Origin of the sequence: Faecalimonas umbilicata (genome assembly GCF_004346095.1) — a bacterium.
In the GTDB taxonomy this organism is placed as follows: domain Bacteria; phylum Bacillota; class Clostridia; order Lachnospirales; family Lachnospiraceae; genus Faecalimonas; species Faecalimonas umbilicata.
The window spans coordinates 1-22,067 of sequence record NZ_SLZV01000019.1 but is presented as its reverse complement, the minus strand read 5'-3'; the positions used below and the strand labels follow the sequence as shown (position 1 = coordinate 22,067).

Annotated in this window: 38 protein-coding genes; 1 reads left to right on the top strand and 37 read right to left on the bottom strand. The window is 39.5% G+C overall.

Annotation, left to right across the window (positions count from 1 at the left end; all coding sequences use genetic code 11):
* The 21 genes from EDD74_RS09545 to EDD74_RS09460 form a co-directional block, all read right to left on the bottom strand.
* Entirely contained in the window at positions 1-192 is a 192-nt protein-coding gene (locus tag EDD74_RS09545; RefSeq protein ID WP_116442380.1) for a hypothetical protein, read from the bottom strand.
* A 3-nt stretch (positions 193-195) separates the two neighbouring features.
* The gene (locus EDD74_RS15120; protein WP_165851619.1) at positions 196-366 is read right to left on the bottom strand and encodes a hypothetical protein; all 171 of its coding nucleotides are present in this window, start codon (positions 364-366) and stop codon (positions 196-198) included.
* Positions 367-804, bottom strand: coding sequence for a hypothetical protein (locus EDD74_RS09540; RefSeq protein WP_116442381.1), 438 nt, complete (start codon positions 802-804; stop codon positions 367-369). It abuts the gene before it with no gap.
* Positions 805-974: 170 nt separating this feature from the next.
* Positions 975-1,481: a BRO-N domain-containing protein gene (locus EDD74_RS09535; protein ID WP_116442382.1), complete on the bottom strand. Its 507-nt coding sequence runs from the start codon at positions 1,479-1,481 to the stop codon at positions 975-977.
* Complete coding sequence (locus tag EDD74_RS09530) at positions 1,478-1,684, bottom strand: hypothetical protein (RefSeq protein WP_116442383.1); 207 nt, start codon at positions 1,682-1,684, stop codon at positions 1,478-1,480. Before EDD74_RS09530 ends, EDD74_RS09535 begins: the two co-directional genes overlap by 4 nt.
* Before the next feature lie 224 nt (positions 1,685-1,908).
* Positions 1,909-2,442 carry a helix-turn-helix domain-containing protein gene (locus EDD74_RS09525; RefSeq protein ID WP_116442384.1) on the bottom strand — a complete coding sequence of 178 codons (534 nt, stop codon included), beginning with the start codon at positions 2,440-2,442 and terminating at the stop codon, positions 1,909-1,911.
* A gap of 12 nt (positions 2,443-2,454) precedes the next feature.
* Positions 2,455-2,673 (bottom strand): alanine racemase, encoded by a 219-nt coding sequence (locus tag EDD74_RS09520; RefSeq protein ID WP_242990198.1) that lies wholly within the window; start codon positions 2,671-2,673, stop codon positions 2,455-2,457.
* Complete coding sequence (locus EDD74_RS09515; RefSeq protein WP_116442386.1) at positions 2,673-2,855, bottom strand: hypothetical protein; 183 nt, start codon at positions 2,853-2,855, stop codon at positions 2,673-2,675. Before EDD74_RS09515 ends, EDD74_RS09520 begins: the two co-directional genes overlap by 1 nt.
* The gene (locus EDD74_RS15260) at positions 2,855-3,436 is read right to left on the bottom strand and encodes a hypothetical protein (RefSeq protein ID WP_174704859.1); all 582 of its coding nucleotides are present in this window, start codon (positions 3,434-3,436) and stop codon (positions 2,855-2,857) included. Before EDD74_RS15260 ends, EDD74_RS09515 begins: the two co-directional genes overlap by 1 nt.
* 22 nt (positions 3,437-3,458) lie before the next feature.
* Positions 3,459-4,049, bottom strand: coding sequence for a hypothetical protein (locus EDD74_RS09505; RefSeq protein ID WP_132038448.1), 591 nt, complete (start codon positions 4,047-4,049; stop codon positions 3,459-3,461).
* A 16-nt stretch (positions 4,050-4,065) separates the two neighbouring features.
* Positions 4,066-4,491 carry a hypothetical protein gene (locus EDD74_RS09500; RefSeq protein ID WP_116442388.1) on the bottom strand — a complete coding sequence of 142 codons (426 nt, stop codon included), beginning with the start codon at positions 4,489-4,491 and terminating at the stop codon, positions 4,066-4,068.
* Positions 4,491-4,685 (bottom strand): hypothetical protein, encoded by a 195-nt coding sequence (locus EDD74_RS09495; protein WP_132038447.1) that lies wholly within the window; start codon positions 4,683-4,685, stop codon positions 4,491-4,493. The genes EDD74_RS09500 and EDD74_RS09495 overlap by 1 nt, the downstream gene beginning before the upstream one ends.
* A complete protein-coding gene (locus EDD74_RS15705) occupies positions 4,606-4,890 on the bottom strand; it encodes a DpnD/PcfM family protein (RefSeq protein ID WP_165851620.1) in 285 nt (94 codons plus the stop codon). Before EDD74_RS15705 ends, EDD74_RS09495 begins: the two co-directional genes overlap by 80 nt.
* Positions 4,891-4,901: 11 nt before the next feature.
* Entirely contained in the window at positions 4,902-5,141 is a 240-nt protein-coding gene (locus EDD74_RS09485) for a hypothetical protein (RefSeq protein ID WP_116442390.1), read from the bottom strand.
* Positions 5,131-5,295, bottom strand: a complete 165-nt coding sequence (locus EDD74_RS15115) for a hypothetical protein (protein ID WP_165851621.1) — start codon at positions 5,293-5,295, stop codon at positions 5,131-5,133. Before EDD74_RS15115 ends, EDD74_RS09485 begins: the two co-directional genes overlap by 11 nt.
* Positions 5,296-5,373: 78 nt before the next feature.
* Positions 5,374-5,523: a hypothetical protein gene (locus EDD74_RS15110; RefSeq protein WP_165851622.1), complete on the bottom strand. Its 150-nt coding sequence runs from the start codon at positions 5,521-5,523 to the stop codon at positions 5,374-5,376.
* 110 nt (positions 5,524-5,633) lie between these two features.
* The gene (locus EDD74_RS09480; protein WP_116442391.1) at positions 5,634-5,924 is read right to left on the bottom strand and encodes a hypothetical protein; all 291 of its coding nucleotides are present in this window, start codon (positions 5,922-5,924) and stop codon (positions 5,634-5,636) included.
* Positions 5,918-6,295: a hypothetical protein gene (locus EDD74_RS09475; RefSeq protein WP_116442392.1), complete on the bottom strand. Its 378-nt coding sequence runs from the start codon at positions 6,293-6,295 to the stop codon at positions 5,918-5,920. The genes EDD74_RS09480 and EDD74_RS09475 overlap by 7 nt, the downstream gene beginning before the upstream one ends.
* The gene (locus EDD74_RS09470; RefSeq protein WP_116442393.1) at positions 6,282-6,602 is read right to left on the bottom strand and encodes a hypothetical protein; all 321 of its coding nucleotides are present in this window, start codon (positions 6,600-6,602) and stop codon (positions 6,282-6,284) included. The genes EDD74_RS09475 and EDD74_RS09470 overlap by 14 nt, the downstream gene beginning before the upstream one ends.
* A complete protein-coding gene (locus EDD74_RS09465; protein ID WP_116442394.1) occupies positions 6,599-6,793 on the bottom strand; it encodes a hypothetical protein in 195 nt (64 codons plus the stop codon). The genes EDD74_RS09470 and EDD74_RS09465 overlap by 4 nt, the downstream gene beginning before the upstream one ends.
* A gap of 2 nt (positions 6,794-6,795) precedes the next feature.
* Entirely contained in the window at positions 6,796-7,062 is a 267-nt protein-coding gene (locus EDD74_RS09460; protein WP_116442395.1) for a hypothetical protein, read from the bottom strand.
* Between the two features lie 526 nt (positions 7,063-7,588).
* Between EDD74_RS09460 and EDD74_RS09455 the strand changes: the two genes are divergently transcribed.
* The gene (locus EDD74_RS09455; protein WP_116442397.1) at positions 7,589-8,176 is read left to right on the top strand and encodes a hypothetical protein; all 588 of its coding nucleotides are present in this window, start codon (positions 7,589-7,591) and stop codon (positions 8,174-8,176) included.
* Positions 8,177-8,437: 261 nt separating this feature from the next.
* Here the strand turns inward: EDD74_RS09455 and EDD74_RS09450 are convergent, their stop codons facing one another.
* The 16 genes from EDD74_RS09450 to EDD74_RS15085 form a co-directional block, all read right to left on the bottom strand.
* Positions 8,438-10,096, bottom strand: a complete 1,659-nt coding sequence (locus tag EDD74_RS09450) for a GH25 family lysozyme (protein WP_116442398.1) — start codon at positions 10,094-10,096, stop codon at positions 8,438-8,440.
* Complete coding sequence (locus EDD74_RS09445; RefSeq protein ID WP_116442399.1) at positions 10,080-10,394, bottom strand: hypothetical protein; 315 nt, start codon at positions 10,392-10,394, stop codon at positions 10,080-10,082. The genes EDD74_RS09450 and EDD74_RS09445 overlap by 17 nt, the downstream gene beginning before the upstream one ends.
* 46 nt (positions 10,395-10,440) lie before the next feature.
* Entirely contained in the window at positions 10,441-10,791 is a 351-nt protein-coding gene (locus EDD74_RS09440) for a hypothetical protein (RefSeq protein ID WP_116442400.1), read from the bottom strand.
* Between the two features lie 156 nt (positions 10,792-10,947).
* Positions 10,948-11,478: a hypothetical protein gene (locus EDD74_RS09435; RefSeq protein ID WP_116442401.1), complete on the bottom strand. Its 531-nt coding sequence runs from the start codon at positions 11,476-11,478 to the stop codon at positions 10,948-10,950.
* A gap of 58 nt (positions 11,479-11,536) precedes the next feature.
* Positions 11,537-11,704: a hypothetical protein gene (locus EDD74_RS15105; RefSeq protein WP_165851624.1), complete on the bottom strand. Its 168-nt coding sequence runs from the start codon at positions 11,702-11,704 to the stop codon at positions 11,537-11,539.
* A 1-nt stretch (position 11,705) separates the two neighbouring features.
* The gene (locus EDD74_RS15100) at positions 11,706-11,855 is read right to left on the bottom strand and encodes a hypothetical protein (RefSeq protein WP_165851625.1); all 150 of its coding nucleotides are present in this window, start codon (positions 11,853-11,855) and stop codon (positions 11,706-11,708) included.
* Between the two features lie 85 nt (positions 11,856-11,940).
* Positions 11,941-12,081, bottom strand: coding sequence for a hypothetical protein (locus tag EDD74_RS15095; protein WP_165851626.1), 141 nt, complete (start codon positions 12,079-12,081; stop codon positions 11,941-11,943).
* A 2-nt stretch (positions 12,082-12,083) separates the two neighbouring features.
* Positions 12,084-13,115: a reverse transcriptase domain-containing protein gene (locus tag EDD74_RS09430; protein ID WP_116442403.1), complete on the bottom strand. Its 1,032-nt coding sequence runs from the start codon at positions 13,113-13,115 to the stop codon at positions 12,084-12,086.
* 296 nt (positions 13,116-13,411) lie between these two features.
* The gene (locus EDD74_RS09425; RefSeq protein ID WP_116442404.1) at positions 13,412-13,822 is read right to left on the bottom strand and encodes a four helix bundle protein; all 411 of its coding nucleotides are present in this window, start codon (positions 13,820-13,822) and stop codon (positions 13,412-13,414) included.
* 53 nt (positions 13,823-13,875) lie between these two features.
* Positions 13,876-14,913, bottom strand: a complete 1,038-nt coding sequence (locus tag EDD74_RS09420; RefSeq protein WP_132038446.1) for a DUF6273 domain-containing protein — start codon at positions 14,911-14,913, stop codon at positions 13,876-13,878.
* Positions 14,914-14,936: 23 nt separating this feature from the next.
* Positions 14,937-16,346 (bottom strand): coiled-coil domain-containing protein, encoded by a 1,410-nt coding sequence (locus tag EDD74_RS09415; RefSeq protein ID WP_116442406.1) that lies wholly within the window; start codon positions 16,344-16,346, stop codon positions 14,937-14,939.
* A gap of 3 nt (positions 16,347-16,349) precedes the next feature.
* Complete coding sequence (locus EDD74_RS09410) at positions 16,350-16,715, bottom strand: hypothetical protein (protein ID WP_116442407.1); 366 nt, start codon at positions 16,713-16,715, stop codon at positions 16,350-16,352.
* Positions 16,705-16,863, bottom strand: coding sequence for a hypothetical protein (locus EDD74_RS15090; protein ID WP_165851627.1), 159 nt, complete (start codon positions 16,861-16,863; stop codon positions 16,705-16,707). Before EDD74_RS15090 ends, EDD74_RS09410 begins: the two co-directional genes overlap by 11 nt.
* Positions 16,864-16,871: 8 nt before the next feature.
* Positions 16,872-20,609, bottom strand: a complete 3,738-nt coding sequence (locus EDD74_RS09405) for a phage tail protein (protein ID WP_116442409.1) — start codon at positions 20,607-20,609, stop codon at positions 16,872-16,874.
* Positions 20,609-21,325: a hypothetical protein gene (locus EDD74_RS09400; RefSeq protein WP_116442410.1), complete on the bottom strand. Its 717-nt coding sequence runs from the start codon at positions 21,323-21,325 to the stop codon at positions 20,609-20,611. Before EDD74_RS09400 ends, EDD74_RS09405 begins: the two co-directional genes overlap by 1 nt.
* A 3-nt stretch (positions 21,326-21,328) precedes the next feature.
* Positions 21,329-22,067: phage tail protein (locus tag EDD74_RS15085; RefSeq protein ID WP_330572438.1), on the bottom strand; the 739-nt coding region annotated here is incomplete at its 5' end.

Here is a 22,067-nt window from a genome sequence, read left to right as displayed (position 1 = left end):
TTACCTCCTCCATTCTCCCACTTTGTTCCCGTTTGTATCCATCATTACTCCGTGATCTAATCCTGCTAGCAAATCATCTCTGACTTTATCCATGATTCTTGCTATTTCTCTAGCCTCATACCATTCATCTTCTTCTCCAGTATACGGATCACAGAATGCTGAACCTCCGGTTTTCATTTCTAACTTAAACATCTCTTAAACCTCCTCATAATCTTCGCAGTCAATCTGCATAACCTCGCAGATCCCTTCGTAGCTAGTGCCATTTTCATACATATTTTTTACCATCTGACCATGAATCGTACCGTCCCACTGTCTGATGTGGCTCTCAATCTCTTCGTTCAGTCGGTGATTGCTTCTGTCTGCCATCTATGCCACCCCCTTTCCAACTCCCAGGATTTCAAGCGCTTTCCTGATAGTTTCCAACTTTTCTTCCGCTTCTTTCTTTGCTGTCATGGCTTCCTGATAAAGTCTGCTCATTCTGCTCACTTCTTCTTTTTCCCGATTGTATTCCGTAGTCACTTCGTCCAGCTTGTCTTTCATATCTGCCCGGAGCTGATTGATTCTGCTGCAATACCTGGTATCCATCTCATCATACTGACGATCCTTTTGCATAAGCTCCGCCTCTAGCTCTTCAATTCGTCTGGCCCTCAATCTCATTAACCGCTGGATGCCGCCATTCTTTTTCCATTCCTTACAGAACTGGTCTTTGTCAACATCGCATCCCATATACTCTCTTTCGATTTCCTGATACTCTACTGCTGTCGGTTCAAATCCAACTCGCTCAATAAATTCTGACATCATCATATGTGTTTACCTCTTTTCTTACCGTTTGGTAATTTTTATCTTGTCATCATCTTAACTTACTTATTGGTAATTGTCAATCGTGTAATTTATATTTTTTGTAATTTTCGCTAAATCAATTTACAAATTGACATTTCAGTATAAAAAGTCCGGAGGCTTAACCTCCGGATATCTTACATTGTTTTTTCCAATTTTACCGCCAATTCTTTTTTAAGCATCAACATTTCTAAAATAATTTCATCTAATCTTGTGAATAATTTAGTTACCCCTGTGCTATCGCCAGCGAACGTTTCTTCTCCTCTCTTCGGCTCTGTATCTTGCAACGAAACCTTACCTGTATCTACTTTCTCTTCTACGGCTACTTCTTTTGAAAACCAATCTTTAAAACCTTTTGGTGGCAGCATACCATTTCTGATAAACTTCTCTGCCTCTTTTTTGTCAAAGCACCTTGCATTTGTTTCCCCATGTCGGTTTCCTGATACCCACGGAACTTTTACCATTTTCCCAGGTATATTGCTCCTCTTCACTGCCTTATGCGGAGCTTCAAATCCCATACATTCCGCAATATCAATCCCTACATATCTACGTTCTCCGTTTTCGCCTAATACCATACGGATTTCTCCAAAACGTTCATCTGCATATACCATGCAATTCTTTCCTTCAAATTCATATCTGCTCATACCGCACCTCCATAATACACTTCTCTAAGTTCTTTTAGGTTCTTCCCGAACTGTTCCCTCAAAAGGTTCAATGCTTGTTCCAGCTGGCGACCGTCATCATCGTCTGAAAATCCCATGCGTCCATTCACAAACACGTCATCAATCATGCGGATCAGCACAGATACTTCATTCATTTTGATGATGCAACTCTCTAAATTCTGCATATATTCACTCCCTTGTTGCGCCGGAGCTACGATTATGATATACTGACGTTGCTATTATCAAAACCGTAGCTTTCAGCTCGTTTTGTAACCCCTTATGATGCCCGTCATGAGGGGTTGTTTTATGTTACATCATCATTCTAGCTTACCGTCTGGTAATTTCCATCATATTTCATAATGTTACCCAAATTATAATTCAGTTACCAAATGGTAAGCGTGGATCAAAACTAAATAAAGATGCTATCTTTCAACGTGCCATCTCCATACTTCTTATACAATTTTCCTGCTTCTTCTTTGCCGATCGTAGTGATACTGTCTGATCCGTTTTCCCACTCTGTATATCTTGCAACAAAAAAGCGTCCAAAATAATCTACATATAATTCAAAGGCCATGCCATCTGTATACTCGCTTGCCCCATCTTTAAAGAAATCTCCGCACAGCATATCCGCCTTATAAGTATCATACAGCACGCCATTGATTACTTGACGTACTCTCCGCCCATGCCCTTTTCTTCTGCTTTCAAATTCAACTCCACTTTCCATCTCTACAAGTTTTACTTCGTACCCCAGTTCATATGCCATATTTCTCCACTCCTCTGCCGTGAAGGAATTCTTTTTCAATCTTTGTGAAAAATTTTGGGGCGTATAACCCAGCTTTTTTGCAAAACTTCTCTGTGAATATCCTTTCGCCTCCAAAGCATCTTTCAGAATCTCTGACATGCTTTTCCCGTTATCAACAGTCCCTAACTCTAAGTTTACCATATTGCCCTCCTGTTACCTTAATCCTCTTTTTAATGCACACATAGTACACATTTTTCCATTAAACATATCTTCTCTAAATCCTTTTGGGAGAGGACGTTTCCAGCATACTGCCCCGCATTCTGGGCACTTTGTCTCCTCCCATGACTTATCATTAGGATCTGGAATATTCACTTTTAATGGCATCATAATAATTCCGCCGCAATCACTCTTTTTCCTTGGTTTAATTTCCATTAACATCCCTCCGGTATCAATATCTGCATGTGCTCCATTTCCCCTAACCAATCAGAGAAATGCGTTCCCTGATTTTTCTGTTCTTGCAATCCAGGCTCTTTACTGAAATACTCTTCCAGTTCTTTTAATGTATATCGCTCTTCTTTTCCTTCCTCGCAATAACGCCATAATTTTTCTTTCATTACTTTTCTCCGTTTTCAGTATCTTTGCTTGAAACACAGTCAGGCAATTCGTAATTCTCACGGTGCATCTGAGAGTTAAAAATCTCTCTTGCTTTATCTACTAACATTTCATTTCTTACTGATTTATCATCGAAAATATGCAGGCATTCCAGCTTCAGCCTTTCTATGTTCTCTTTACTCACTGTCACTCCGATTTCCTTTAAAGCATTTATCAGGTCTTCATCGTACCATTTTTCAACATACCAAGTGCTCTGCTCTGGAACTTCTGTGTTTACCAACGCATAAGCAAGATGTTCTAACATATCATCAATAGCTTCTGCATCTGCTACAAGGGTACGGGTTGGCGGCACACCACTTACCCCGTTTTTTCTTGCTTCTATCCACATTTCAACATGATCGTCAATATCAAAACTTTCATAATATTCCATTACAGCTTCCGGAAAATTTTCAACATTTACGCACACGGAAAAATCTTCTCCTGCTGGCGAATATTTTTCAAATTCTACTCTGCCATCATCTGCATAACTGCTGACTGACCAATCTTGTTTTTCAAGTATCTCTAAATACTTATCCTCTAACATTTTCAACATCCTTCCTGAGTGCTTATCCTATCCCGTATGCACATCCCGCTTCTGTATAAAGCCAATCATTTGTTCCTTTGCATTTATACATATTTTTCGGATTTACAATACAATTTATTCGAACGGGATCTTCAAACTCAAACTCTTGCTGGCTCATAAATTTTTCTATTGCTTTTTTCGTATTTTTCACGATATGGCAAAAGGTCATAAACTCTTTCATGTACAACTCCCCATTATCTAAAGTACAATAAAATGACACCATATCTCTGTCATCTACTTTTCTCCGGTATCCATACGCTACTGTCTTTACAATCCGTATATCATCAGCCAATATTACATCATGGCTATTTATATATTCTTCCGCTTTCATCTTTGCCCTGTCATGTTCTAAAAAAGCGCAACTCCCGATATCCATATTCGTGACAACATTGTATGTTCTACCATTCGATATACTGTATCCTCTGTTTTCATTATCACTACCGCAAATCCAAGATTTTCTCTCTTCAACATAGAACCTCTCTATATCTCCTTTAGTCACAACGAAAACTTCATTTCCAGGATATAACAGCACCGGTGGTTCTTCGGAAGTGATGATAAAATCAAAAATATTCATTTGTCCATTTATCTCGTTACCCATAAACAATCTCTCCAAATAATGCGTATTGGACAATAGTGTCTGCCACATCTGCATCAACATAGCAGGTATCTATTCTTAGTTCATGATTCACAAATTCTAAGCAATCTGAATACTTTGGTTCCTTCAAATATTTTACCAAACCATTCAGAAACTTTTCTTTCGTAAGAATGTACCATTCTGTATCATCCTGATCGAACGGTTCAACTACATGGATGTGAAGCTCTCCATCTCTCGCAATCTGTTCATGCCCCCACTCTGCCACTCTTTTTTCTTCTGGAACTTTTGCCAAATTTGCCCAATGAGTAATTCCACCTTCCAGGGCTGATATCATAATGTCATCTATATCTTCCGGAGTCACAATTACGCTAAAACTTATATTCAATACATGGTTAATCCCACTCTTCTTTACTTCTTCCATTACTCACACACCCTTTCCACATAGTCTACGCTGTTTGTCTGAAATCCATTTTCTGCACAAAATCCCACCCAGCATTCTAACAGTTCTGCCAGATCATACGCATAAAATTGTGTTTCATCCCCATCGTTGAAACCGATGTTGTAAGTGCCTCCTCCAGTCCTCACTTTTCTTGTCGCCGCTTTTCCTAATGTCATAATCTTCCTCCATTTCTTCTACTTCTTCTTTCGAATGCCAATCCACTTCAAAAATATCCGGTTCTGTACACGCATCATCTGCCGTCAAAACGATATTTTCTTTGTCGTATTCATTTTCCACATGATCTAAGGCATCTTGCAAACTATCTGCTTCTACAACAATTTCCCTACGCAAAGTTTCCTGAACTGCTATACAATATTTCACGTTGCTCCCTCCTATACTGCTTCATCAAACTCTTTTCTGATTCGTGCATCGTTCTCTTTGCTTGTTTTGAGCATACTCCATCCACTATCATAGGCATCCAATGAAATATAGCCTTCACCAGTAACCGTAATGGATGTCATTCCATCAAAGCCGATTTCACGAAGGTTTTCAATCAGCTCTTTCAGATGCGGTAAAGTCTGCTTGCATACTCCTCTAAACTGTTCCTCTGTTATTGTCTTATTATTTTCCATCTCTGCTCCTCCTTAACTCTACTGTTGCTAAAACAATTATCATGATTGCATCAATTATCAGCGCTATCCCATTCAAGATGTTCAGCCCTCTCTGCACTGTCAGGCAAATCAGAAGCACCAATAACACTACCAAAGTCCTTCTCGTTTTCCTCATTTACTTTCGCTCCTCTCTATGCTATACTAAGCAGACGGAAGGGAGTTCCAGCTCCCCTCCACAGAACTGTTTGTTCAATCAGCTAAACCAGTTAAGAATTGCTGTTACTATCACAGAAATGATAGTGATAACAGCCAGAATAATGTTCGTTACACATTCAACTTTCTGGTATTTGAGAAGCTGTTGTTCAAGCAGTTCTTTTTTCTTCTGCTTCTTTTTCTTGCTCAAAGGTTTTTCCTCCTTTCCAACTTGCCAACAGGTAAGTTTTTCTATAATCTTATCTTAACTTACCCACCTCTGGTGTCAATCGGAAAGTTTATATTATTCCGTTTTGTTCTCTATGGATTTTTACTGTGATTATGCAGGGCATAAATCATAGCATTTCTCACTCGACCTGTAAGCCGATAAAATTCTTCGTCTTCCATAGGATTCATATAAAACTGCACTGTTTTCAATCGGTCATCTGTGCCATAAATTTTTATCCCATAAAGCACATGATCTGCTCCAGTCTTTTTCATAACCCTTGCTGCTTCACGTTCAAACCGTAGAAGTTCACCGGGAATCTGAGCCAGTTCTATTTCTCCCCGCTGTTTACAGCCAGTCGAATCCATTAAGCTCCACTTTACCATTCGTCTTCCTCCAAATCTTCTTCCCATTCGTCTGGTGGATTCACTTCATAGCCAGCTACCGCATACCATTTCCCGCAATTCGGACACTGACAGCAGCCATAATATCTGTCTTCCAAGAAAATCTCTTCTCCACATTCGCATCTTGCAAGTGCCGGAACGCTACATGATGTTTTTCTCTTAACCACCCCAAGACTTTCCACCTCTTCCGGATGTTCTAAACACCACATAAAATTCTTTTCAGACAGATTATTGAGAACTACCTTTCCATCTTTCCAGGGAAAAGCAAACCCTGCTTCCGGATCATTCCGGAATCTGTATTCTAAGTTCAATTCTTCGTGATACTCTGTATGTGCCGGTCTAATGATTTCCATTTTCTTCTCCTTTCAAAATCACATAATCAATTTTAAAATTCCCATATGCCATACTAAGCACATCTTCAATCGCATCTTCTGTGCAACCAAATTTATTTCTGAACATCTCTTCCAGTAAGACTTGTCCGCCATCTATTTCCGGAAAACCTTGGCTCAACTCATACTGTTCGTAATAAATATAATCAACATAGCCTTCTTCAATATCTTCTGGAAGAAGATTATCGCCAGTTCCTTCCGCAATGCGGATAATCTGTTTCATCACTGGAACGAAGATGTATAAATCGCCGTATCTATTTTCTGCGCTCACATTACTGCCTCCTTTTTCTCAAAATCAAAAATCCCAATACTTTGAATATATTTCTTTGTGGCCCGAGTCCCACGTCCAAACTGTTTTCCTTTAATGTACTGCCGGAGGTAGTATCCGCCGACCAGCTTTACCACCTCCCATGTTTTATCCGGATTCCATCGGTCCTGATAGAATGTTCTCTGCGCACTCACAATTACACCTCCTCAAAATATGTAGCCGCTATTCTCGCCACATCAAAGCAGATGCTTGTCAAATCCTGATCTGTATTGCTGTGTTCCATGATGTCCTGAGCGATTTCTACAATGTCTTCTGTGGTAATATTTTCTTTATCATCTGCCAGATCATACAGTAAATGGTTATACGCCGCATTGTCCCCTCTGGTGTACCAGCGTTTTGAAATGCAAAGACTCTGGAGAGAATTCGCATTGATTTTTCTGATTTCTTTATATTCTTTCTTCATGGTTTTATCCTCCTTACCAACCGGTAATTTTATCTTATCATCATCTTAACTTACCGTTCGGTAATATGTCAATCTTTAAATTTATTTTTGTTGGAATATTTTACGAATAAACGATTTGCTTTATATAATAGGTAGAAACTATTTTCTGATTTGCTTTAAAAGCCTCTGAATTGCCTCTAAATTGATTTTATTATTTTTCCGAAGGAGATATTGAAAATTTCTGTAGAATCGACTGGGACTCGATACGTCAAAAAATGCTTTCCGTTTTTGTACAATTTGTACATTTCAGATGTATATGCAGAAGCAACACCGCAGACGGCGGTTTTGCGTATATTCTTTTTTATTATTATGGTACTGATGATGGTAATGGTACTGATACTGGTTACAGTGGATTTTCCTAGTGACCGTCCATAGGATTGTCCGGCGGACGCAAAAATCAATTAACTTTTTTCTCTGAAAATGGCTACCCTGATTGTTATTTATAGCCATCTTTGATATGCTTATCAAAAATGCGTGAGGTGACATTATGTACGATGGTAATGAAAAACTGACTTTTAAAAACAAGGAGCTTGATGGCTCAATACTTGATTTCTGGTCATGGGCTTATTCTGACCTAATCCAGAATATGAATCGTGGAGCCTTTGCGGAATTTATCGTTTTGAAGGCAATGAGCTCTCAATGCAAAGAGGATTCTCCACGTTTGAATTGTCGCATTTCTATGGATGCATATGATTTACTTAGCCCAGAAGGTATACGTGTAGAGGTAAAATCTTCTGCATACATACAATCTTGGACCGGTAATCGTCCTGCAAAAATTTCTTTTAGAGTAGCACCTGCAAAAGCTGTAGATGGTCGTGGAAACTATTCCTCTGCTTCAAAATACTGCAGACACTCAGATATATATGTATTCTGCGTATGGACTGCAAAGAGTAAATCTCAAAACATTCTTGATTTGTCATTGTGGGATTTTTATGTAATTGCAACAAAGACTTTAGACGAAAAGATTCCGAATCAAAAAACTATAACTTTTAATTCTTTGCTATCTCTCCGTCCCCAAAAAGTTGATTACTTCGGGATTTACGAAGCAATAAGAACTGAGGCGATGAAGATATGATTTTTTACTCAACACTTTTCACACAAATAAAAAAATCCCTCCGCCGGTTTCCCGACAGAGGGTGTGTGATATATTCCTTGCTTTGCCATTGACCTTCAAAGGCTATTTCTTCTTTCTATTTTTCCAGTCTTTCAAATAATGCATCTGCGCTTCATCATCTTTTCTTTGTTCTTCTTTACTTTTAGGGATACCGGCGAAAAACGCCAAGGCTGCCCCTAAGAGAATGATACACAAAATAAGCACTATTATCATCGTGATTCATCAATTCCTTTCAATATATGCAGAATGTACAAATCCGTAGTATTTTCCTGCAATGCGGACATAGTACCAGCGTGAACCGTCTGTTGCGTTTACCACATCGCATACATCTACCAAATTGCCATTCCTAAGCTGTGGATACGACTTAATCAGTGGATTGTTCGTTCCAGCCCAGGTACGGACATTGAGAACATCTGCCGTTACTTTTCCAACCCACTGAGGCGTTTTGGAAATTACGCCATCATCTTTTTCCGTAGTGTCATTCGGTTTACTTGTGGACTGCTTTGTAATGTATGCAGCGGAAACAAATCCATACTTTTCTCCCTGGCTTCCTGTGATTTTCACATAATACCACGGATCTCCATTTTTATCCTTCACCGTTTCACATACACCTACTTTTGTTCCCTGTGAAAGTGTCGGATAAGATTTTAACTGCGGGTTCTCTGTGCCAGCCCATGTACGGACACTGAGTGTTCCGGTATTTACCACTCCATACCATGCTACATTTTTATTCAGGCTTCCTCCCCCAGATGATGGCGGTGTTACCGGATTGCTTGGAGCAGTTCCGACACCACTGTATCCCGGTCTTGCATATCCTCTGATGTTTCCATTTCCAACAGAGAGGACACGTCTTGCAACTGCTTCTCCTTTATTCCCTTCAATACAGGTAATCTGTCCACCAGAAACACTTTCCACAAATCCAATATGATCTGAGTATCCATTGTTCGGCTGATAAGACTGATCCCAGTTGTAAAGAATAATATCCCCAGGCTTCGGTGTAATCGTTCCATCTTCAATCCAGATTCCCATTGCCTGAAAAATCTTAACGTGCTGTTCACAGCCACATTCCCTTCCGATCAGTTCTGTACACCCTGCCTTGATTCCGGCAGCTGATACTGTCGTATCGCACCATTCATCATGGTACTGTACTGCATACCCTCTTGGAAGAGGTTTTATAGAATTATACAGGTCGATAATCTGCCGGAACTTTCCGTTTGCTTCGCTGTAACCCAGCCAGCTTCTCATAACATTTAAAACATCTTGCGCTGTTTTTCCCATTGGTTTTTCCTCCTTCTCTTCTCCGAAGAAATAGTTCATATCTACGTTACCGTTAATTCCCGGAACGTTCCCTTTGCTTGTATACTGCTGGTATGTGCATGTTATATCCGGACCTCCGGTGTAATCTGCCAGCCACAGTACATACTTATCCAAAGTTTCTTTGTCGTACATATTCCGGTAATAATCCAGGTTCGTATATACTCCAGCTTTATAGCCCTGGCTCTCCACATAGGAACAAAACGCTTTTGTAAAAGCAATACATTCCAGCTTTCCTAACGTGATACCCTGCTCTGCGGCTTTTTTTACTGTGTCATATTCAAAATCAAAGAATACGATTACGTCTTTCCCTAATCCTGCTTTCTGCATATTTGCGATACAGGAAGCAGCTTCTTCTTTTGCTCCTACCATTGAAGTCGCATAGCAAAAATGGTAAACTCCATGAATCGGAATACCATTTTCTTTACAGCCCTGCACATATTCTAAAAACCGTTTGTCTATCGTTCTCCGGTACCCTTCCCTGAGAATCACGAATTCTGCATTTTTGGCTACTTGGGAAAAATCCACTTTCCCTTGCCAGTAAGAAATATCAATTCCTCTCTTCATCTTCTACCTCTTCATTTTCAAAACACGAGCATGAAGCAGTATGGATTATGACATAATATTTTCCGTTCTGCCGACTTATTTCCACTACTCCGTCATATTCATACACAAGCTCTTCATCTCTGTAAATTTGCACTCTTGCACTTTTATTCCTGTATTGTGATTCCGTTTCAATCACCAGAGGTTCCAGTGCATGGACTTCTTTTGAAGTCTTTTCTCCCGTTTCTTCGGTGCATCCATAAAGCAGGAATGAGAAAAGCAACCCGATACATAAAAATGCAATATATTTTCTTTTCTTCATTTTCCCTCCAAAAAGCAGCCAGATTTCTCCGGCCGCTTTTGAATCATTATTTCTGTGAGTTATTTACTTTTCCATCATCCAGCAAATCTTTTACTCCTACAAACCACTTCTGAACAACTTCTTTCATTGCTTTCTCAGTCACAAACACCTGGAGCCATTTTGGCAGCAACCCTCTAGCCTGTTGGATTACCCATTCAAATTTCTGTTTCCCGGTTCCAGATTCATTGTACATATGTTCCGCTTTCAGGATCAGCTGGTATACATCTGCCCGGATTCCATTAAGACCTTTCTGTTTCAGGTACTGAACTGCGATTACGATTGTTACGATAAGCAAAACAACCGCTACCAGGATTAAAACTGGCACCGGTATCTGTTTTAAAAATTCTAATAATTCCATTATGTTCTCCTCTCACATTTTATATTGATTGATTCTCTTGAATAGCTCTGTGAGCTTCTGATAGTTTCTGGGTGGCTTTTAAATGAGTTAAGTGTAGATTTATGTATCTAACACGAAAAAGCCCTAAAAACAGGCTTTATACGATATTTAGTTGCCTTACAAGAACGAGCCTTCTTCTGAACACTGCTGATATACCCGTCTTATGTTTTCAATGGCGCATACCGCTTTGTCATTTGGGAATTTTGGATGCTCTTTGCAATAACGATTATATTTCGTGATATCTTCCAATATCTGATTGAAATGTTCTTCTGTATGTCTGATTCCTTGCTTGATTTCATCATTAAAACGCAAAATTCTGTATCTCCACGTAAGAGCTAGACCTTCATGGCTAGTCTTTTCTAATTCATGCATGGAGTTGTTCATTTGCTTCATCTCCTCAGACAGTAAATAAATGGATTCAGCGAGATTATCTCGGATTTCTATGCTCTGTTGATGCCATTTAGGGTATTTTTCAACATACTCAAGCACCTCATTAAATTTTTCCTTCTTCTGCTTTTCGATTTCCCACTTTCCATGTAGATAATCCCTGACTACGGAAAGAATTTTTACCATGAAAACAATAGCTGCTATTACAGCAACCACGCTAGCGACTCTTAGTTCTCCGCAAACTTTCAAAAACGCTTCCACTCTTTCCCTCCTTTTGAGCCCAGTTTCCCGGGCTCAGCTCTTATAGTTCTTCTTTCCATTATGCCTCCTCTACATCATCTGTATCTGCGTATGGTCTACAATACATTTCGGTAAGATCCAGCTCTTTCTCAATCTGCTCTAGGCTTTTCTTCCGGTTACCGGCGATATATAGCTGCAGATCTGTAATGTGTGACCACAGTCTTGCAATGATTTTTAGCTTAGACATCTTACTCCTGTGTGATTTCCTCCATACCAGACTCAATCAAGATAGTTTTAACCTTTTCTTTGAGCAGGCGAGGAACTCTTCCGTAAACCTCTTTTGCTCCTTCCATAGTCTCCTGTGTCATAATTTCAATTGCCCATAATTTTGCCATCATATTCTTTCCTTCCTTTCCAAATAATAAAAATGTTGTTGTTAATAAAATACAATTTCTTGCAATGCGTACTATTTTTCTAAAAATCTTACGCATAAACAAGTTCTGACATTTCAAGCACGCAAGCATTAAGCAGCTCTACGCTCTCTTTCTGTTCTGCGAGCTGTGCCTCCAAAGCTTCAATCTTAACTTTGTCCTGTAGGCTTCCTTCTAATCTTACCCACTGCATAGTCAGTCCTCCTTCCATAAGCTTTCATAAAACTTGTCTAGCCTGTTTAGCATCTTCCACGTATTTCCTCTTCTTGCGTGAGCTTTGTAGGATTCGTAGCATTGGTCTACTTTCTCCCGTGTCAATTTGCCTTTCTTTGCTAATCGGACAAGTTTTCTGAGCTTTCTTCGCTCACGCTTTACGCTCTCTGTTTTTATCAGTCGGATAACCTTTCCGGTGTCCGTCAAGATAAAACGAAAGCCAAGAAACTTAATTCCCTGGCTTATCCTGTAAAGAGATGTTTTTTCATTTAACTCGAACCCCCTTTCTTTCAAATATTCTTTTATATTTTCTAAACAGCTTCGAAGAAATTCTTTGTCATCACTTATCAGTAAGAAATCATCCATGTATCTCAGGTAATGTCTAACTCTTAGCTTCTCTTTAACGAAATGGTCCATTTCGTCCAATACCGATATACCGGCAATCTGTATTAGCTGACTACCTGGATTGAACCCGACTTCTCCTTCAAAGCTGTTAAGAATCTTTTCCACTTCCGCAAACGTCCACTCATCCAAGTGCTTTGCGAATTTCTTTTTGGCAACCTCGTGTGGCATATTGGGATAATACCCTTTTATGTCGCATTGCAGCACCCATCCATCTTTACCGCACTTTCGGTAATACTGTTGAAGGTGTGCATTTAATCTATTCATTGCAAAATCAGTTCCTTTTCCCTTTTGGCACGCACAGTTATCATAGATAAATGATTTCGCCATCATGGGATAAACCGCATTATCATTCAGACTCCTTTGGTAAATACGATCCCGAAAGCTGATACTTAAAATATCTCTTTTCTTAGGTTCGTATACTGTAAAAGTCCTTCCGGGACGTTCTTTATATGTTCCATCCATTAACGACTGTTCCAGCTTCATTACTTCTGTTAGTCCATTCAAACAAAAATGGGCTGTACTGTCTTTCCACATTACACCCTTCTTGCATTTCATCATCGATCTGTATAAGGCTTCGTACCCTATAACTTCAAGATGCTCATTATTCATTTTTCTCTTCTCCTTCTGTTGCGTTTATAGCTGTACTTACAAAAATGTAAACAGCATCGCAACAGTATTGTTCGCCTTACGGCTGGCTACAAACTCCTTGCGATATGTACTGTTTTCGCCTTATCAGGTTACTAATTCTCACGTTATCACAATCCGGGGCGCACCGACCGCTGTTGATTGCGTTGTTGTTGTTGAGGTTGCCGGCGTTGTTGCAATTCCAAGTGTTGTTCGAGTTGCCTCGATTCGGGGAACGCAGCCTCCGAGCGCTTCATAGCTTGCAGCCATATATTCACTTTTTAAAGATTCCTATACCGGGACGAATCGCTGTCCCTCCAATCTCTTATAAGTTTCTGTTCTTCCATTAGAAGTTCTGTCCAATATTTAACCCTGTCCGTACTCAATCCAAATAGGTCGTATGCTATCTGAATCATGGCAAGAATACTATACGTTTGAGCTAGGGCTTTCACTTGGTATTGCCTTCTCAGAATCTTATCTTCTTTAGTCACAACTCTAATCGAATTTGCAAAGAATAAATTCTTGTACATATCAACGGTTTCATCTACCAGCTTGCCGGTAAAGCTCCAACGATACCGCTTCGGAAATACCTTTTCATTCGATGTTATTTTGATTGTATGCACCACTATATTTCTAGCCTTTACAATCACTTCAAATTTTGATTTCGTCCTTTTCCCTTCCGGTACTGACATTTTCTTTGTTCCTTTCTATCCCACACCTCTTACGAGGCGTGGATTTTAAAGATTTATGCGATTACGCAAGCCGGGGCGCACCGACCGCTGCTGAATGCGGTGCCGTGGCCGTTGAGGTTGCCGGCGCCGTAGCAATACCAAGTGTTGTACGAGTAGCCTCGATTCGGGGAACGCAGCCGTTGCCAGTCGGCAGACGTCTGAGCCTCTAGCTTGTATTTGATTCTTCCAGTGCTGTTTCCATTGTTTGGCGCTTCGAATCCAGCTACCTGCTTGTAATATTCAAATGCCTCATCGTTGTAGACAGATCCTTCCAGCGTTCCGTATAACTGTTCCTTTGATGGAAGAAACATCAAGTCTACTGTTTCCTCGTCAGTCCCAATTTCCTTATCGGTAATCGTATTGAGCTGTGTGCGAATCTTTACTTTTTTGATTACGCTGAGGAAGTCCTGTTCAAATCCACTAAGGAATCCGGCCCTGTTCTTCAATTCATTTGGTGCTACATCCCCAAGATGCTGTGCTTTCCACCAAGTTCCTTTATCTGCTGAATCGGAATTTAACCACTGTCGATATGCGCTGTGGCTCCAACGGCTGTACCCATATCTGCAGATATTTCCTGTCGGGTCCTTGATTGCCGAATGGTAGTATTCCTTTTCCGCCGGAATTTGCTGCCCCACGACAACCTCTTCCAACTTGTATGACCCATCTGGGTTTTTCGTGTAATATGAATAGTCCCCAGAAAAAGTAGGCTCTGTAGCCCTTTCATTTTCTTCATGGTCAAATTGAATAGTAAACGGTGTTAGGTAATGCGCCTGCAGATACATCCCAGGAACTTCTCTCCCATCTTCCAATGTAACTTGTCCCATGTGGACGATATCCCACACCCAGCTATAAGCCTTTTCTGTTGCTTTGTCTGTCCAAGGACAGATGAGCTGATCTCCAATCTTAAAGATTTTAGGCGCCAACCCAGCCCTTACAATTTCTGATACGCTTTGCCATCCAGATACTGTTACCGTTCCCGGATCCGCACCAGCGATAGCTGCTAGATATGCGTTTTGCAACTGCACCTTTTCAAGAATTTCTTGTAGCGTCATATCTGTCATAATATCTAATGCCATTACACTTTTCCTCCTTCTCTTAGTGCTATAATTTTAAGACTCTCGTTAATTTCTCCAAGAGCCTGATCTAACTTCTTGGCCGTACTATCTTTAGGGAAGATTGCACTAGCTTCCAGTAGGTTCGTGTCTGGGTTAGTATAGGTTAGAGACACGGATCCGTCCTCTAATAAATTCAGCCCGAACCCATTAAGACTTCCAGCCTTGCCAGCCGTATCCTCTACAATCTTTGCAATCTGACCTAGTAAATCAGACTCCTTTTGCAATACGGTAAGAATCAGAAGTCCTGTTGCATCCTTAGCAACTTCCCCCATAGATTTATCTAATGCAACTTTCAGCTCGTTTGCTTGCGTGGCAGCGTTGTCAAGCTCTGTCTTTGTTGTATTAGCTGTTTCTGTGGCTTTGTTTGTTTCTAATGTAGCCGAATCGGCTGCATCTTTCGCAGTTCCAGCATTTTTTATAGCCTCATTTACCTTTTCAATCGCAGTTCCGGATTCTGTGATTGTGCCTTCCAAGGCTGTTTTCGATTCTCCTGATGTCGTAATCGTCCCTTCTAATGTGCTTTTTGCATTTTCAGCATTTTGTTTAGCTGTGTTTACAGCCTCTTCTACTTTTTTTGCAGCTTCTCCAGCATTTTCAAGGTTTGTTTTTGCTGAATTCGCATTGCCGATAGCCGTTTCTGCATCCAGGATTTTCTGTGAAAGTTCGCTTTTTGACGTTCCAGCATTAGAAATCGATTCCTCTAATGCAGTTTTGGATTCTCCGGATAATTTTACAGTACCAGCCAACTGTGTATTTGCTTGATTGGCCTGCTCAGTGACCTTTCCAAGGATATCTCCGGTACTTGTTGCAGTCCTGATTTTTGCATCCAATGTCTCGATGTTCTTTTCAGCTTCAGCATTTTTTTCTTTAATTCCAGCAAGATTATTTTGAGCTGTATCCATATCGGTTTTCAGCTTCGATGCTTCATCAATTTTCCCTGCCAAAGCTGTTTTTTCAGAAGTTGCTTTTTCTACAGAACCATCTAGGCTTTGCTTTGCTGTATTTGCCGTACCGGTTGACTCTTCCAATGCCGTTTTTGCTGTATTAGCATTATTGATAGTCTCTCCGAGCGTTTTATTTGTCTGCTTCGCATTATCATCTGTCTTTTTCAGTTCTGTTCCGGTATTGCCAGCGTCCTGAATCTTCTGCGTAAGATTACTAAGATTCTGCTCAGTCTCAACAGATTTTGCATCAAATTCTGTTACATACTGTTTTATTTCAGCAGCCTTTTGATTTACCTCATTTTTAATTCCAATATAACCCTCGTTATCCTTGTTAATCTTTTCCATACATGACTTGAAAGCCCCTCGAACTTCCTCGCCGTATTTAGCTTCCAATAGCTGTTGTAACTCTTTTGAAATATCAGCCAATCTTTACACCTCCTGTTCTTCCACTCCTTCGCACTCAGGATTCTCTTCATGGCACTCACTCTCAATAACAACTTCCGGATTTTCAAACTGTCTGATTAGCTCTTCTTTTTCAGCATTAAACTTTTCCTCAAGTTCCTTCATCTCGGCTTCGTGCTGCTTAAGAATTTCCTCTTTGTATTTTTGTAGTTCGGTAGATAATTCCATGTCTTTTTCGCCTCTTACTTCAAGCAAAATACTTTCAAGAATATTCTCGAACATAAAAACAGGCAGAGGGAACGCTTTCATTACGTTCCGCACTGCCAAAGTTGTGGTAGTTTTTGCATCAGCATATATCATGCTGATAGATTCTTGCACTTTTTTATTTTCCATTTTCTGTCCCTCCTGAATTTTGAATCAAGTTTAGTATTGCTAGCACTTCTTCCTCAGTGTATGTTTTTGTCACTTTTTTATGAACTTCTTCAGCTTGTTTGTTATTCTTTATTTTCTGCTTTTCTCCTTTAGGGAATTTATGAATCATTTTCACTCCTAACTGTTCCATGTACCAGATATTAATATACCGTTTTTGAACTCCATTCTGCATCCATTTACCCAAGTAGCCACAGTACCATCTCTATCCATAGCTTTGATTTGCACAAAATTAATTGTTCCGGTAATTCCTCCGCCTTCAAAGCTAGGATTTCTTAGAGTATATCCGTGTAAGTCTATATCGCATCCTGCATGCAATCTATTAGCAGCCCAGTTTCCTATCGCTCTATGCGTATAAGCCCACATCATAGTGTAATAACCGTCACTTTGGTTTTTCTTAACAGACCATGTCATATATGACCCGTCATATTCCAAATCGAACACAAGCCCTCTTAAACTACTATTTCCAGAATAGTAGTTCGTTCCGATGTTCCCTATTTCGTAACCATCTCGCCAAAAATGGCTACCGCTCCTATCAAATGAAGAGCGCTTCTTCGATGATGTTACACTAGCATCATAAATAGCAATTTCTCCGGCGCTGATCTGTACATACCTGCTGTTATTATTAAATGCAACAATGACTCGGTCATAATATTGCGTCAAGTACGAAGCGATATCTCCTTTTTGTACAACATTCTGTACTTTTTCAGCGGTAACACGAATAGAAGCCCTAAGCTGTTCCTCCGCATTTCCAGCTCTCTGTACTTCAGCTTTGATTTCATCTTTTACCAGACTTAGTTCACTAGACATATAACCATCATATCCACCAAGAATCTCGACATCGGTAATATAAATTGTTGAATATGTGGTATAGCTGTATAAGTACACATCAAAATAAGGTGCTGTAGCTCTACCACTAAACTCGAATGTTTTCCAAGCCGTAGAAAGATCTCCACTATTTGTGTAGAAATACCCTCCGTCAATTCTTATTTGCATTCTGGCGTTTTCATGTCCGCTAGCGCATGCAGCCTTAAAACGCACCGTAATCGGGCCGGCTTTATTAAACGGTTGAACCCTATATTTCACATACTGCGTTGAAGAGTTGCTTGCCATCTGTACGCAATTCTTTCCATTGAAATTCGTCTTAACAATTTGGTAAGAATCACTTCTATCCCATCCTTCAAAGCCATCATATCCATTGGAGAAAGCACCATTCGCACAATAGTTATACATGGTGTTCTTATAAATATTTTCCACAGAAGTTGTAACTTTCCCAACTTCAAGCTTGATTCTTGCGTCAAGATCATCTAAAAGCTCTTGCATATCTCTCAGTACACGAATGTTTGTGATGTAACATACGTTGCCTGAATATCCGTAAATGTAATTAGACACATATTTCGTAGCTTTTGTAATAGATACTTTTTTGCTAAATACTTTGAATTGCTCAGGTTTGAAATTACTGTAGTATTCAGTTGTTCTATTTCCAGAAAAACCGTATCCGATATAATTTGGTCGCTGTCCATTACTAGGATAAGCTGTTGCAACGCTGATAGTGTACTCCCCAGCTTCTAATTCTCCAAGATACTGTTCAATCGTTACACCTCCGGAACTGTAGAATTCAATTCGAAGGCATTTCATGTTCATATATTCAGATACAGACACGTTTGCGGGACCAGATATGCTAAACGAACCTTGTTGCAGTGTTTCTTGTTCTCCGTTTTTTACATAATTCTTTCTAGCAGCTACTTCTTTTACGCTAGTTACGGATAAATTAATCTTATTTTCCAAGTTATTTATGGATGTTTGAATTGTCTCTTTCGCAACTCTAACGGTATTATCCGTATAATTATGTGCATTTTGTTCAGCTCTTGACCCTTGTTCAATTGCGTGCTCTTTAGCAATCTTGTTTATAGCGGCTTCAATAGCCCTTTTATAGTCAGCAAGTGCGCTTGAATATGCTGAAAATGCTGTTTTGTAAACAGACATATTAGACTGTATCTGTGGAGCCGTTGTTGACTGTAGTACAGAATTGATTCTCTGTATCAAAACATTATATTTTGATGTACTAGAGCTTCCGTATAATGCCTGGTATTTTTGATACAGGTTTGATGACTCGCTTCCTGTCAAGTAAGCATTATTATACAATTCGTTATATTGCTGATCCGCTTCTTGCTTCTCTTTCTGGATTGTTTGAAGCATCTTGTTAATAGCAGCCTTTTCAGCTTCAGTAATAATTCCATCGGATGCTATATACTCAAGCTCATTGTTCATATTCCTTACGATAAGCTCTACATCATCAACTTCTTTTTGTACAGCATCACGGATATTATTTGCATACTCTTGAGAAGCTGCTATAGCCTCCTGCTTCGATTGTGTTGTAGTTTGCGTAATTGTGCTCTCTACTTCTGTACGGTAGCCTATATCAATCGTTTCGGCTGTCACAGAGCCAGCAAGTAGCATTTTGCCATTAATCTTTCCGTCCATAGTGATTGCTACGCCGTCAATAGGTCCGTAATAGCCGTTACTGTAGTGAGCAAGTCCACCCATTCCCCAGCGCCAAAGATTTGTTGCTTTGTTTTTATAGTCTTTATCGTCAGCAATAATAAATTCTTCAGGAACATGAATTGCATATCCATTTCCAACCTGAGAATTAATCAAGTCTTTTGCATTTTTTAACGCTTCTTCCAGGATTTCAGATTTGCTTGGAATGCTATTGATCTGTTCTTCAATCTGAGCACTCTCTTGCCGATTTGAAGATGTATAGGTATTGTCACTAGCTTCTTCTCCAAGTGTTACAGTATTCTTTTTAAACTGAGTTATGTATATCCTCTTTTTTGTAAGAGGGAACTCCTTGTCCATAGCGTTAGGTGCTGAAACGCAACGGATTTTATCTCCTACTTTTAGCTCTTGCTTAGAAGCATCTACGAAATTCAAATCTATTGCCTTTAAGTTCAACACCATTTTTTCAAACTGTGTAGACCTTAGATACTCTTCACCTTTTTTCTTTAATGTCCCAGGTGTTTTCACATCATCAAACGTAACGGTTTTATATATCTTTCCGTATTCTTTTACGGCAGCATCATCAGTAACATAATCCACTCCGCCGTTAATGCTTGCAATGGTAACCCTTTGTTCTTTGATTGCTCCAAGATTTTCGTCTTGTTCTTCCTCTTCTAATTTTGCTCCAAGGGGGATAATGCACGTTGCCAAATCGGATGCGTCCATATTTTTAGCAAAATCTAGAAGGTTTTTTCCAAACTCAATTTTTTGAGTATTTTTCTTGTAGTAGGTTTCGTCTGACAAGTAATCTAAAATTCTAAGTCCGTTTTCGTGCCGGATAACAAAGTGGCCTCCCAAACGGCTAGATAACTTATCTTTCAAAATCGTTCTGGTATCTTCATAATTTGAATATCTGTACAACGAATTGTTCGGATCCGTTACAGTCACAAGCCCTAGAGTGAATTGCTTTCGCTGTTCAACCTGTGAATTATGAATATTTATAATGTCCTGCAGATAAGCTTGTACAGAATAATTTTGATATACCTTCGGACGCTGTATGCTGTCGCATAAAAAGGCAAGTTCTCCTTCAACAAAGATTCTTTTCGTACCATTAAAATCTTCGTCATCGTAAAGAACTCGCCCATAAAATTCCGGTTTTCCATCTTTGTAAAACACAATATCTGTAGTCAGACGCTTGATTTTGTCCCTATATGGATGGTCCGGATATACTTTAAATTCAGCTTGGCCATTAATATTGTCGCCAGTTTCAAAATAAGGTTCACCTAATAATAGTTTCTTTTTTCTGGGGTCGTGAATTATGTAAGATTCGTTCCCAATCCACGCTTTTACTGTATACATTAGATCATTCCTCCAATCTGCAGAATCATAATTTTTCCTACTCCTTGGAAGTAAAGATCATTTCTTCCTTCTGTAATCTCCATTTCGTACATTCGGTTTTCCCCAGATTCTAGCCTGTACTCTTGATCTTCGAAACGTACAAGCATCTGAGTATCTGTAATAATTTTCAGTACTTCGTTATGAATCCATCCATCAATTGTTACTTTCTGCCATCCTGTCGCACTATTAATATCTACCTCATGAGTTTTTCTTATGACTCCATCAGTAAAGCTGAAACTATCCCATACCCAAGGCTCATTAAGTGCAGCAATATCAATCTTGAATGGTTCGCATATACACTTAATCACTATTTCAGCATTGACTTCATTTGTTTTACTAGTTTCGACAGTACAACGCCCCAGATAATAATATCCGGGGTTAATATCAATAATGATACGTCTTTTCTGTCCGTGAATAGCTGCAGATATAGTGCTTATGAGCATATCCCAATTTGCGTAATTGCAATTTCTTGCATCAAACACAAATTCAAGCTCTCTATCTTCGTATTTTACTCCACCATTCTGTGCTTCTGTGAGGTCAAGTGAGCCATTCATCCCAGGCACAGTCAGATATTCGGTTTTTACCTTTGGCAATCCTATTTTCATGCTTTTCATTTTCAGATGCCAATTATCCCATGTGTGGAACTCTCCAAAATGTACTCCTGTAACTTTCGCCATCACTTAACCTCCTCTCTTTTTATGCGTATCAATCCTTGCCATGTCTTTATCGACAGTAGGAACAGTAGCGTGTCCGATTTCTTCTCCATCCAAGTCTACATGAACATGAGTATCTCCACTAATATTTACTTCCGTCTTATTTCCGTCAAATGATTGACCGTTTTCTTTTTCAAGTTTGTAATTCTCGCTTGTTTGCTTTTTGATCTTTATAGTTCCAGTTTCAATAGCTACAGCCGCTTTCATCTTCTTTGTAAGATTTCCCATCTCGGCCTGAGTTTCTTTTGTTAATTCAGGCATTTCTGCCTTAATTCCTTCGCCAATACCAGGTGGAATCCAAGATCCAATTTCTTCGGCAAATACTTTGGAAGGTGAATGAATACCAAGTGCTGATTTAGCTCTGTTTACCAATCCACTAAGTGCATTTTTAATGCTGGAATACAGGCTTGAAACCATGCTTCCAATACCATTGATAAGACCTTGAATTACATTTCGACCAATGCTGGAGAAGCTACTTACAAGATTCAATCCCCAACTTCTAACGTTACTTGCCACATTGCTCAATTTAGCCATTACCTTTCCAGGCATTTGGCCAATAAACGAAACAACGTTGTTCACCGCATTTGATGCAGTGTTTTTCATGTTAGATACTAGTATAGAATAAATTAAATTTCTGCTATATATTTTTGAGATGATGTATGGTAAAATAGTGTTATCAAAGAAAGGATGATCGCTATGAGAAAAA